Consider the following 12,635-nt stretch of genomic DNA (forward strand, 5'->3'; position numbering starts at 1 on the left):
AGGCTTCTCTCTGGCCAATATAAGCATTTAGTTTGAAAATTGGCAAAAATACAGCACGCCTGCGCAATTAACCGCTAGAATGCTGTTCATGCCGATGGCTTGATTTGTTTTACATTTAATGAAGGATGTATTCATGTTCCAACATGTTGATACTTATGCAGGTGATCCAATTCTTTCGCTGATGGAAGAATTTGGTAAAGATGAACGCACACAAAAAGTGAATTTGAGTATTGGACTTTATTACAATGAAGACAATATTGTGCCTCAATTAGATGCCGTTAAAGCTGCCTATAAAAACATTGAATCAAGCAATGATAAGGTCAAACTTTATTTGCCCATGGATGGTTTGAAGTCTTATAACCAGGCCACTCAGGCCTTGGTTTTGGGTGCAGACAGTCCTGCTCGACGCGACGGCCGTGCGGTAACCATTCAAACTTTAGGCGGTTCTGGTGCGCTGAAAGTCGGTGCTGATTTCTTAAAGAAATATTTTCCGGAATCCGATGTCTGGGTCAGCCAGCCAACCTGGGAAAACCACATTGCCATTTTTAATGGTGCGGGTATTCATTCACACTTCTACCCTTATTTTGATGCAGCAAGCAACGGCGTGAATGTACCAGCGATGCTGGAAAAATTAAACCAGCTTCCGGCAAAAAGTATTGTGTTATTACATCCTTGTTGCCATAACCCGACCGGTGCAGATTTAACGCCTGCGGAATGGGACCAAGTGATTGCTGTATTGCAAAAGCAGGATCTGATTCCTTTCCTCGACATTGCTTACCAGGGTTTTGGTCAAGGGCTTGAAGAAGATGCTTACGCGATTCGTGCTTTAGATCAAGCTGGAATGAATTTTATTGTCAGCAACTCATTCTCTAAAATTTTCTCGCTGTATGGTGAACGTGTGGGCGGTCTGACTTTTGTCTGTGATGATCAAGCCACTGCACAAAAGGTCTTGGGTCAGTTAAAAGCGACTGTGCGTCGTATTTACTCTAGTCCGGCAACTACAGGGGCACTGTTGGTCGACAATGTGCTGCATGATGAGAAGCTTACAGCGATGTGGCAAGCTGAACTGCAAGACATGCGTGAACGGATTATTAAAATGCGTCACCTTTTAAAAGATAAGCTCACTCAGGCTTTACCTGAACGTGATTTTAGCTATCTGGTGAAACAGCAAGGCATGTTTAGTTATACTGGTTTAAGCGCTGAACAGGTGGATATTTTAAAAGATCAATATGGTATCTATCTGGTACGTAGTGGCCGTATGTGCGCTGCTGGCCTTAATTTAAGCAATATTGATTATGTGGCTGAATCCATGGCCGCAGTGATCAAGGAAACAGAAATCAAAGCAACAGCTTAATTTTGCCAAATAAAAAACGGGCGATCTGCCCGTTTTTTATTTTCATGGAAGCTTAATCTTCAAATGGAAAATTAATCTTCAAAATGAACCACGGAACGAATTGATTTGCCTTCGTGCATCAAATCAAAAGCTTCGTTAATTTTTTCCAGTCCCATAGTATGGGTCACAAAAGGTTCAAGTTGAATATCACCCGTCATGGCTTCTTCCACCATACCCGGCAGTTGCGAACGTCCTTTCACCCCACCAAAGGCTGTACCTTTCCAGGTACGACCGGTTACTAACTGGAATGGACGGGTAGAAATTTCCTGACCTGCACCAGCAACACCAATAATAATCGATTGTCCCCAACCACGATGAGCACATTCCAGTGCTGAACGCATCACATTGGTATTACCAATACATTCAAAAGAATGGTCCACACCCCAACCGGTTTTTTCAACAATCACTTCCTGAATCGGCTTGTCATAATCCTTAGGGTTTAAAAATTCAGTCGCACCAAACTGCTGGGCTAAAGTAAATTTTTCAGGATTGGTATCCACCGCGATAATACGGCTAGCTTTGGCTTTCTTCGCACCCTGAACCACCGCTAAACCAATACCGCCCAGACCAAACACCGCAACTGTGTCACCTTCTTGAACCTTGGCTGTATTTTTCACCGCACCCAGACCTGTAGTCACACCACAGCCCAGCAAGCAAACATGTTCAGGATTGGCTTCAGGATTAATTTTCGCTAAAGAAACTTCAGCCACCACGGTATATTCACTAAAGGTTGAACAGCCCATATAGTGATAAATTGGCTGGCCATTATAAGAAAAACGCGTCGTGCCATCTGGCATCAAGCCTTTACCTTGAGTAGCACGCACTGCAACACAGAGGTTGGTTTTGCCTGATTTGCAGAATAAACACTCGCCACATTCTGCGGTGTAAAGTGGAATCACGTGATCGCCCGGTTTGACACTGGTTACGCCCTCACCGACTTCAACCACCACACCCGCGCCTTCATGACCTAACACTGCAGGAAACACACCTTCAGGATCATCACCGGATAAAGTAAAAGCGTCGGTATGACATACACCCGTGTGGGTAATTTTAACCAGAACTTCTCCTGCCTTAGGTGGAGCCACATCAATTTCCACAATTTCCAGAGGTTGACCTGGACCAAATGCGACAGCTGCACGTGATTTCATGAATTGATAATCCTTTGTTGGGTTCTTTAACAGATGAGCTACAGTAACCTCTTTTTATTGTCAGATTCAACCTATAACATGGTGATAATATGTACTTATAACTTTATGACTTCATAACAATTATGCAGATTACACCATACATGCATGCTGTCATGTTTGCTTTTATACTTTTTACAATGACGGGGTGCATTTTGTCGAAGAATGAATCACAAAAGCAGTCTCCCATTCAGGTTCATGCTGAACACTGGTTAAACGGTTCAAATGTCGATACACAATTAAATCAGGGGTTAACGGCTTATCTGGCGCTGGATGATGCCTTTATCAGTATCGCCTCACGACTGCATCTGATTAATAAGGCACAACATAATCTCGATTTGCAATATTACATTTGGGAAGATGATTCAATCGGTCAACTGATGCTGGCAGAACTGCTCAAAGCTGCTGATCGCGGGGTCAAAGTTCGTTTATTGATTGATGATCAAAATGGTTCTCAACTCGATGCGACCTTAAAACAATTGGCTCAGCATCCCAATTTTGAAATTAAAATCTTCAATCCATATACCTTTAGATTTAGATCATTGCGTATGTTTGATTATGTGTTCCGTTTTAATCAAATCAATCACCGTATGCACAATAAGCTGATTATTGCCGATGGTGCCATTGCGGTGACTGGTGGACGCAATATCAGCCGTGAATATTTTGAAGCCAGTGACAATTTCCAGTTTACCGATATGGATATTTTGTTCTACGGCACGGCTGTGCATCAGGCCAATCAGGTCTTTCATCAGTTCTGGAATAATGATTTAAGTTATTCAGTGCCACAGCTTTTGGGTAACAGCAAACCTGGACAGCTCTCCAAATTACGCAAATATTATGAACTGACTGCACTGCAAAAAGATCAGTTAAAAAGACGAATTGAATTTGCAGAAAAACAGGTCAATGAACATTTAAATGACCGTCCTATCAACTGGGCAAAAGCATATTTTGTAGCCGATTCTCCGGAGAAAATTCGCGGTCAGGCCAGTCAGGATCAACTGATTTATCGACAAATCTTCAAGATTATGGGGGAACCAAAACAGCACATGGAGCTGGTTTCCGCCTATTTTGTTCCGACCCGCAAAGGCACGGATTATTTAGCCAAACTGGCGAACAATAAAGTCAAAGTCCGGGTATTGACCAATTCATTTCTAGCCAATGATGTACCATTGGTGCATGCTTTTTATAAAAAATACCGTCATGATTTACTGCAAAGTGGCGTAAAACTGTACGAGTTTAAACCCTATATCGAGCGCAATAAGCGTACCTGGTATGAAGTAGTCACCGGCAACGTGATTCCTGCCAAAGGTAAAAATGCGTCCAGTTTGCATGCCAAATTTTTTGATATTGATGGCATGGTGTTTATTGGTTCATTTAATTTTGACCCGCGTTCTGCCAACTTAAACAGCGAAGTGGGCTTGGTGGTTGAATCTGATATTTTACAAAATCAGATTTCAACCTCGCTGGACAAATATTTACCGCAGATTGCCTATGAACTCAAACTCAACCCACAGGGTGAAGTCATTTGGCTGGATCATCGTAAAGATGGTACTACTATTGAATATTTACATGATCCCGAAACGACCAGATTCCAGCGTTTTAGTACAAAAATTGTTTCATACTTCCCAATTGAATGGATGATGTAATGACATGTTAATGACATTGAAATAGGCACAGACCTTTTATTTCCAATGGAAGCTCAACATGGAATCCGGACTGTTGTAAACATTGTATATGCTCGTCTTTAGACATATAGAGATCTGGATTCGTCATAGCGCCTTCGGCATACAAATGGTCACAGACCAAATAGCAGGCACCGGCTTTGAGCAGCTTGTTTTTGACGATTTTATGAAAATCCAGTGCATAAGCTTTATGGCGTAATTCATGTAATGCTTGGTGGATGATGACCAGATCATATTGGGCTAATGCATCTGCCCAGCCTGTCTGTTTAAAATCTCCCACCCTATAATCAGCTCGTTCCAGCTCATGAGTGAGCAACTTACTTCTAGATAGCTTATGCATGGCTTCGGAAAAATCAAAGGCGCTATAGTGAATATCAGGACATCGTCCTAATACATGTTTCGCCAGATCTCCCGGACCTGAACCAATTTCCAGTATTTCTACGCGTTGTTGTTGCTGGATCAACGTCGCATAATAATCAAAAAATTGGACTCGCCAGGGTCTTTTCAGATTGACTTCGTTGGCCCACTGCGCTGCATCATCAGGATTTCTCAGATTGATTGGGCTAAGGACTTCTTTTATGCACATTTTTTATTGAGTTATAGTGAGTTGAATAGTATTTATACAAAATTTCGATCAATCCCTGCAAATGTTTTACTCCCACCTTGCTTTGCTTTAACATTCCACTTTTCGAGTATTTAACTCACTCTCTCCCGATCGTGACCTTCTGCAATGCAATTTTTTGATTTAAGCCGGCAATTTAATTTAAGTGACATTTTAACGCCCTATAAAACCCTTGAAGAGTTAGGCGCTCAAGAGTGGTTTTTAGCGAAAGTTCGTGTGGAGCATGATTGTCAGTCCAATTCTGAGCTGATTGAAGGTCAGGTGGTTTTAAAATCCAGTGAAAATGTGCAGCTGGAACTGGAATGGCTGATTCAGGATACAGGTTTTGAGCTGCAAGTGCTGTTTAAAGGCATTGAAACCGAAGCCAGTGAAGAAACGCTGGTCATGGTCAAGGGCGCAAAAATAATTGATGCCCATCAACAGGTGATTTCTGCGCAAGCCTTAAGTTTATGGATTGATGGCACCTTGCTGCCAATGTTACCCAATATTCGTAAAGAAATTAAAGCCCGTTTAAATTTATGGGACTATGTTGAATATGATGGCTAGTTTTTGCTGTTTTTAACTCAGTTAATAGCAGTGTGTGAATAAGTTTTCATGGCATTTTCCAGTACATCAAAAACTTTCTTATCAATACATTGCGCCACATTGAAACGCATGAATTGCCCGGCTTGTGCAGACTGACTGAATGAATTTCCGGGTGCCAGAATGATGCCCTGTTGTAAGCAGATTTTAGAAAGTTTTGAAGCATCCATATGTTGCGGCAATCTACACCATAAAAATATGCCTGCTTTCGGTACAGTCCAAGGATAAATCTCTAACTGGGCAAGCCTTTGAATCGTCTCATTGGTGGCTTTAATCAATTGTTTTTTTAACCACTCCAAATGTTTGGGATAGCTGCTATCCATCAGTGATTGATAGATGATTTCTGCATTCAGATTACTGTTACTGAAGTGGATTGCGATTTTTAAATCAATCAATTTTTCAATGTTTTCTAAATTACTCAGAATATAACCACAGCGCACAGCGGCAGACAGCGTTTTGGTAAAACTGCCAATCTGAATCACATGGGAAAGCCCTGAGAGTGCCGCATATCGGGGGGCAGGTAAATATTCAAAATCGGAAAAAATTTCATCTTCAATAATCAGCATATTGGCCTGCTCGGCCATTCGGGCAATCTGATAAGCCGTTGCTAAGGAAAGTGTCGCGCCTGTAGGATTATGGATACCTGAATTGGTCAGATATATTTTAGGTTTTAACTGCAGCGCTTGGGCAAAATGCTCCAGATCCGGCCCCTGTTCCGTAAATGGAATTGCGACAGCGCGTAAATGATGCGCTTGAATCAAGGCCTGAAAATTGAAATAACATGGGTCATCCAGCAGCACAATATCACCCGGCTGCAATAATAATCTAAAAATCAGATCAATCGATTGTGTTGCTGAATCAGTAATCAGAATCTGATTAGGATGAACTTTTAAATCGTAACTTTCCTTTTTGCGGACGAGATATTGTCTGAGTGGCAGATGTCCATGTGGAAGCGCATAATCAATTAACAGCGATCCTTCTGATTTTGCTGCTATTTTTAAGGCTTTACGAATGGTCTGTTCAGGCATCCAGTCCGGGGGTAACCAGCCACAGCCCGGTTTGAGCACGGCATTTTTTGCTTCTAAAGATTGTCTGGAAATCCACAGCGGATCAATTTCCCGGTCATACTGAATATGCTGTTCAATAGGAATTGGTTGCACGGGTTTACCTAGAATGTAATATCCAGCCCCTGCTCTGGATTCGATGATGCCTTCTGCGACCAGTCGTGCATAAGCTTCTACAATGGTAGAAACCGAATAATTTAATTGCTGCGCATATTGACGCACTGAAGGTAAACGTGAGCCTGCGATTAGACTTTTGTTATTTATATTCTGTTTTATAAGCTGAATGACTATTTCAATCTTTGTTTGGGTCATGACCAAGGTACCAACAGTTCAACTGTACTGCTTAATTTAGCATAACAGTAATCATAAATTGTATTGCCCTGTATATGTCAGCGCTATTTTTTTCTCGTTAAATTGTTCTAAATTTAATGAGAAATAACCAATGAACAGAACAAATATCGGCTGGATAAACGGGTTGCTGGGCGTGGTGATTTTTGCAGGTTCGATGCCGGCAACCCGAATTGCAGTAAGCGGTTTTAGTCCTACATTTTTAACTGCCATTCGTGCAAGCATTGCAGCCGTGTTAGCGCTCTTGTGTTTGCTCTGGTTTAAACAGCAGCGTCCTCAAGCTGATCAGTACAAATCCCTGATCATTGTTAGTCTGGGTGTAGTCGTCGGATTTCCTTTATTTAGTGCACTGGCCTTACAAAACATAGCTGCCTCTAGAGCTTTGGTGTTTGTGGCTTTGCTTCCACTTTGCACGGCCATATTCGGCGTGATGAGAGCCGGTGAGCATCCGAATGCAAAGTTCTGGTTATTTACCCTGCTAGGCAGCGGTTTTGTGGTGGCTTTTATGCTGATCAATGATCATTCACAGCATTTATCTAAAGGTGATCTGTATATGATTGCAGCGGTTCTGGCATGTGGTCTGGGTTATGCAGAAGGTGGACATTTATCCAAAACCTTGGGCGGATGGCAAGTAATCTGCTGGGCACTGATTGTTGCCTTCCCTCTTATGTTGATTTTAACGCTGTACTATTTTCCGGATAATTTTGCTGACGTGTCTTATTCTGCTTATGCAGGTCTGGCTTATGTCTCCCTATTCAGCATGCTGATTGGTTTTTTCTTCTGGTATAAAGGTCTAGCCATGGGTGGAATTGCGAAAGTCGGACAAATCCAGCTGATCCAGCCCTTTATAGGCTTAACCCTCTGTGCAGTCATTCTGGGAGAAAGCATCAGTGTAGAGATGATTCTGGTGTGTATTGCCGTGGTGATGTGTGTCATGTTGGCAAAAGGATTTGCCTAAAATCCCCCTGAATGACCAGTCAGGAGAATCAACAAAGAGTAATTTCTATTCATGTTTAAATGATCCATGTAAATGTCAGGTTACTGAATAATCTTTAAAAATAAAAAAGGAAAATAAAAATGAATGTTCAACAATGGCAGCACATTTGCAAAGTCGTGAATGATGCGCAGCGTGCTGCCATGCACTGTTCGATAGCAACGGTCGATCAAGATTTACAGCCCTCCATTTGCCCTATCGGCACCTTATTTTTAAGGGACAATCAGAGCGGTTTTTTCTTTGATCGTTATGCGGAGTCTTTCAAAGAAAATTTGCCACATAACAACAAGGCCTGCATCCAGGCGATTAACAGCAGCCGTATGTTTTGGCTCAAGTCTTTATTGAAAGGCCAGTTTAGCGATTATCCTGGTGTACGCCTCTATGTTGAAATCGGTGATCTTCGTCCTGCCAATCCGGACGAGCTGCATCAAGTTTCCAGACGGATTCACAGTCTACAATGGACCAAGGGCAGTCAATTGATCTGGTCCGATTTTAGCCATGTGCGAGACTTTAGCGTGCAGGCTTTTAAATGGGTGCAATATCCCCAAATGACGCCATTCGCCTAAAAAAGACTGATTAAAACCTACTTATAGTAAGCCTATTTCCTTAAATAACTGAGCATAAGCTTCGGCTTTTTTGTCTACAGCCAAAGGATAGGCGCGTGATGACGATGGCATACGATAAAGCGTCAGCTCTCGTTCAGCAAAATAGGCTGTAGAGGGTTGAGCAATTTGAGGTTTCGTCGTCTGTTCTGGCATGGACAGTATTAAGGTGTCTGTGGCTTTATCGCCCGTGGTCATAATGCTGTGACAGAGTGGAATTTGCTGTAGTAATTTAGCTAAATCAGTCGCTTGAGCAATCTGCAGAAATTTATCTGAGGCATTGCCTTTCAGGCGAATGACTTGATAAGCAGTATCAAAAATCGCGATGCCTTTCTCTGTTAAAAACTCACGAATTTGTTGTTCTTTAAAGTTTTTATTTTCAATATCCAGAAAGTGCTCTTTATTTTGAAAGAACACCAGACCAAAGATTTTCCACATATCATTTTGATAATTAGGATAATAAAATTCCATCTTCCAGCGTGTTTTAGGTGGCGGAAAACTTCCCAACATCAATAACTTGGCATTGCTAGGTAGAAATGGTTCGAGTGGATGGGTTTCGATTTCTGATTCTGTCAACATAGTAATTTATTTATCAATATCGAAGATAATTAAAACATTTTACGGATATGATGTGCCACTTGTTCAGCCCAAAGTGCGTAAATTTCCTTGCTGGGATGAAATCCATCCACGGCCATTTCCAGATTTAGACGTTTAAACCGTTCCAGATCATATTCAATCCATTGCATATTGGCTTGTGAATGGACAAATTTCCCTAGTTTTTGATTCATGCTTTTAGAATATTGACCGAATAACCAGGCCAGTGGATTAGGCAAGGCAGGAAACATATTCATCGGTGGCACACCGGAGGCAATAACTAATTCAGGTGTGAATTTCTGATTGATTTGCGCATAAAGTTGCTGCTGTTGTTTAATCCAGGCTTGAGGAGAGGTCAGTTTGTTAATGTCATTCACTCCGACCGAGGTAATCACCACATCAAAGTGTTGAGCTGACATGTTTTTCGCTGTTTTAATTACTTGTCCAGTAGTATGACCAGTTGTGGCTTCAAGCTGATAATAGATTTCATAGACATCTTTTAACTGCTGCAATACTGCACCGAGTAAAGCATCTTGCTGAATTTTCACCCCGACTCCTGCGGCTGCAGAATCTCCTAAAATTAAAACAGACAATGCTTTTCCTGTTCCAATCGTACCCTGACGCTCGCCATCGGGTTCTGCTAAACGTAAGGTATTTTTTTTAACGGCATTGCCCTGAATGATCAGCGATGGAATAAGTGCAATCGTTGAAAGTTTTAATAACATAAATCATGGGAGTCACTATGAAGTCATGAGCAATATATGCTGTTATGGCTTGAAATGCATTGACCCAATCTACATCTGCCCCTCATAGATCTGCAGATTTTTCAGATCAATCGGGGCAATAGCAACAAAAGCTGAACCCTGTGCCTTCTGGCACTGTTTGCAATAACAGACATAAATATTCTGAATCTCTTGTTTTATCCGGATTTGAACGCCACCACACAAGCAGGATGCTTTATACATCAATCAGATCTCCTTGGCATTTCACATTGGGTACCGAAAAAAAAATAAGCCTGTTCAGGCTTATTTTTCTGGGGGGTGCTTGGCTTTTAATCTTCTAAAATCAGGCTATTTTGCTTTTGCTCTTTCATTCTAAGGAAGTAAATCAAGCAAATACCAACCATTATAGTGACATAAATGAAATAGTAGTTTTCATGTCCCATACTCTTAAACTGTAGGGCCATAAGCTCTGAAGTTCCACCAAAAATCGTGTTGGCAATCGCATAAGGCAAAGCCACACCTAAGGCACGAATATGCGCTGGGAACATTTCAGACTTAATGACGGCACCTGTCGCGGTATAGCCAGAGACAAACAGCATACCAAAGACAATTAAACCAAATGCCACATAAGGATTAGACGTCTGCGCGATTAAAGTAAAAATGGCATAAGTAAACAATACACCGCCAGCACCAAAGAAAATCATCACCGGCTTACGCCCAATGAGATCGGAAATCAGTCCGACAATAGGCTGTAGTAACATCAATACAAAAATAGAGGCCGCCGAAATCATGGTTGCCGTTTCTTTGGTAAATCCAGAGGTATTGACCAAAAACTTCTGCATATAGGTGGTATAGGCATAAAAAGACAATGTACCACCTGCCGTTAAAAAGATCACCGCCAGCGCTGTTTTGGGATGGTGCTTAAACAAAGCTAATGCGCTTGATTTGGGTGCATTGGTACGGTCGGCATTTTTGAAAGACTGCGTTTCTACCATGCCGCGTCGAATGATGAAAATCAGCAAGGCTAAAACCGAACCAATAAAGAACGGGATACGCCAGCCCCATTCATAGAGCTGCTGCTCGGTCAAAATATTCTGCAAGACGATCAGTGTAAACAAAGCCAGTAATTGACCTGCCAGAATGGTCATATACTGAAAGCTGGAGAATAATCCGCGGCGGTTTTTTCCTGCCATTTCACTGAGGTAGGTCGCACTTGCACCATACTCCCCGCCTACGCTTAGCCTTGTAACAAGCGTGCAATGATCAGAATTACTGGTGCAACCAAACCGACTTGATCATAGGTTGGTGAACAGGCAATGAGCAGCGAGCCGATACACATTAAAGTTACAGACAAAGTCAAGCCGGCTTTACGGCCTTTACGATCTGCAAAGATACCCATCATCCATGCGCCGATCGGTCGCATTAAAAAACCTACGGCAAAGACAGCCGCGGCTTGTAATAACTCGACCGTCTGGTTTCCTGCCGGGAAAAATGATCGGGCAAAATACAGGGTGAACATACTGTAGGCAAACCAGTCATACCATTCGACCAGGTTACCTGCAGAACCACCGATAATTGATTTGATTCGGGTTTTTTTATCAGGTCTACCCAGATCCTGTGATACCGTTCCACTCATTAGGCTTCTCCTTAGCCATATGCATTCAGACTTCACAGCCTCAATACTGTTCAAAATTTTTTAGCATCAATTTTCGCTATAGTTAGCAGAATAAAAAATCTCAAACAATCTTTATGAGTGGAAAATTAAACATTACTATTTTATATAACATTTTTAATTTTTAAAAAACATTAACTTATATAGATATCCAACCCCATTCAATTCAATCAAATTATTTGATTGAATTGATAAGAAACTGAAATAACCACTGCGTTTTATTTTCCAATCCATTCACCACCCAGCCATGCTTTCACCTCCACCGCCACCTTGGAACAATAGATAATATCTTGCGCGATGGTATGCACGAGTTTGGAAATATGGCGGGTATTCGGCAGTGCCAGCGCAATATCCCGGGTAAAAAATGGATGGTTGATTGGGGCGACTTTGACAGAATTTTGTTGCAAGTCATTCTTCATTGCCACCAAAGGCAGAATCGTATAGCCAAACCCTTCTTTGACCAGTTGTTTTTGTACGGCTAAATCATTAATTTCAGCCCCAATCGTGAGTGTGCATGACTCCTGATTAAAGCCCTGTTCAATCAAGGTTCGTAAACGGTGGGGTGCATAAGGCAGGATCAAAGGATGGACAGACACTTCTTCTAAACTTAACGGTTGATGGTGACTTAAATCAGAATCATGCGGGCCAATCAGCCAGAGCTGCTCTCTGACAATAGGTTGTACATCCAAAAATTTTGAAGAGACCGACCCATAAATCAAGGCAACATCAATATCACCGGATTCCAGCCATTCTTTTAAATGTCCTGAGTACCCCACAGTGATTTTGATATTAACTTCCGGGTACTTCTTTTTAATCACGCGCATCAGCGATACAGACAATAATTCACTCAAGCTCGCCAGAATGCCAATATTAATAGTGCCTTTCAAGGTTCCATCTGAAGAAGTGAGTTCAATTTTAGCCGCTTCAATCTCTTTGAGGGCACGACGTGCATACCCTTCCAACACCTTGCCCTCATGGGTTAAATGCATGCCATGCCGACCGCGTTCAAAGAGTTCGATCCCCAATTCTTCTTCGAGCAAATGAATCTGCCGGGAAACCGCAGGTTGGACGATATTGAGTAAAGCCGCGGCTTTGGTGATGTTTTTGGTTTCTGAAATCGTGACGAAGGAACGTAATTGTTTGATATCCATATTTCCATATTCTTTTAGCATCCAA

At 41.9% G+C, this 12,635-nt stretch carries 11 protein-coding genes and 3 pseudogenes; 6 read left to right on the plus strand and 8 right to left on the minus strand.

Annotated elements, in window-relative coordinates; translation table 11 throughout:
• Positions 1-133: 133 nt before the first annotated feature.
• Entirely contained in the window at positions 134-1,354 is a 1,221-nt protein-coding gene (locus FB6_RS14970) for an aromatic amino acid transaminase (protein WP_174560713.1), read from the plus strand.
• 71 nt (positions 1,355-1,425) lie between these two features.
• On the opposite strand, the gene FB6_RS14975 is transcribed toward FB6_RS14970, so the two are convergent.
• On the minus strand, positions 1,426-2,541 hold the full coding sequence (locus FB6_RS14975) for an S-(hydroxymethyl)glutathione dehydrogenase/class III alcohol dehydrogenase (protein WP_174560714.1): 1,116 nt from the start codon (positions 2,539-2,541) through the stop codon (positions 1,426-1,428).
• 122 nt (positions 2,542-2,663) lie between these two features.
• Here FB6_RS14975 and FB6_RS14980 point away from each other — a divergent pair, with 122 nt between their 5' ends.
• Entirely contained in the window at positions 2,664-4,223 is a 1,560-nt protein-coding gene (locus tag FB6_RS14980; protein WP_174560715.1) for a phospholipase D family protein, read from the plus strand.
• A gap of 7 nt (positions 4,224-4,230) precedes the next feature.
• On the opposite strand, the gene FB6_RS14985 is transcribed toward FB6_RS14980, so the two are convergent.
• A complete protein-coding gene (locus FB6_RS14985) occupies positions 4,231-4,845 on the minus strand; it encodes a class I SAM-dependent methyltransferase (RefSeq protein ID WP_174560716.1) in 615 nt (204 codons plus the stop codon).
• Between the two features lie 144 nt (positions 4,846-4,989).
• Here FB6_RS14985 and FB6_RS14990 point away from each other — a divergent pair, with 144 nt between their 5' ends.
• Positions 4,990-5,427 (plus strand): hypothetical protein, encoded by a 438-nt coding sequence (locus FB6_RS14990; RefSeq protein WP_174560717.1) that lies wholly within the window; start codon positions 4,990-4,992, stop codon positions 5,425-5,427.
• 17 nt (positions 5,428-5,444) lie between these two features.
• Here FB6_RS14990 and FB6_RS14995 read toward each other — a convergent pair whose 3' ends face one another.
• The gene (locus FB6_RS14995; RefSeq protein ID WP_174560718.1) at positions 5,445-6,839 is read right to left on the minus strand and encodes a PLP-dependent aminotransferase family protein; all 1,395 of its coding nucleotides are present in this window, start codon (positions 6,837-6,839) and stop codon (positions 5,445-5,447) included.
• Positions 6,840-6,969: 130 nt separating this feature from the next.
• Here FB6_RS14995 and FB6_RS16755 point away from each other — a divergent pair.
• From FB6_RS16755 to FB6_RS15005, 3 genes and pseudogenes are all read left to right on the plus strand, one after another.
• A pseudogene (locus FB6_RS16755) lies at positions 6,970-7,350 on the plus strand (EamA family transporter); the annotation flags it as partial.
• Between the two features lie 75 nt (positions 7,351-7,425).
• Positions 7,426-7,833: pseudogene (locus tag FB6_RS16760) on the plus strand (EamA family transporter); the annotation flags it as partial.
• A 119-nt stretch (positions 7,834-7,952) separates the two neighbouring features.
• The gene (locus tag FB6_RS15005) at positions 7,953-8,435 is read left to right on the plus strand and encodes a pyridoxamine 5'-phosphate oxidase family protein (RefSeq protein ID WP_174560720.1); all 483 of its coding nucleotides are present in this window, start codon (positions 7,953-7,955) and stop codon (positions 8,433-8,435) included.
• 21 nt (positions 8,436-8,456) lie between these two features.
• Here the strand turns inward: FB6_RS15005 and FB6_RS15010 are convergent, their stop codons facing one another.
• From FB6_RS15010 to FB6_RS15030, 5 genes and pseudogenes are all read right to left on the minus strand, one after another.
• Positions 8,457-9,047 (minus strand): uracil-DNA glycosylase family protein, encoded by a 591-nt coding sequence (locus FB6_RS15010; protein WP_174560762.1) that lies wholly within the window; start codon positions 9,045-9,047, stop codon positions 8,457-8,459.
• A 32-nt stretch (positions 9,048-9,079) separates the two neighbouring features.
• Positions 9,080-9,790 carry an SGNH/GDSL hydrolase family protein gene (locus tag FB6_RS15015; protein ID WP_174560721.1) on the minus strand — a complete coding sequence of 237 codons (711 nt, stop codon included), beginning with the start codon at positions 9,788-9,790 and terminating at the stop codon, positions 9,080-9,082.
• A 69-nt stretch (positions 9,791-9,859) separates the two neighbouring features.
• Positions 9,860-10,030, minus strand: a complete 171-nt coding sequence (locus FB6_RS15020; protein WP_174560722.1) for a GFA family protein — start codon at positions 10,028-10,030, stop codon at positions 9,860-9,862.
• Positions 10,031-10,116: 86 nt separating this feature from the next.
• A pseudogene (locus FB6_RS15025) lies at positions 10,117-11,423 on the minus strand (MFS transporter).
• Between the two features lie 254 nt (positions 11,424-11,677).
• The gene (locus FB6_RS15030) at positions 11,678-12,610 is read right to left on the minus strand and encodes a LysR substrate-binding domain-containing protein (protein WP_174560723.1); all 933 of its coding nucleotides are present in this window, start codon (positions 12,608-12,610) and stop codon (positions 11,678-11,680) included.
• Positions 12,611-12,635 lie beyond the last annotated feature (25 nt).

Source organism: Acinetobacter bouvetii (assembly GCF_902753875.1).
Taxonomy (GTDB): Bacteria; Pseudomonadota; Gammaproteobacteria; order Pseudomonadales; family Moraxellaceae; genus Acinetobacter; species Acinetobacter bouvetii_A.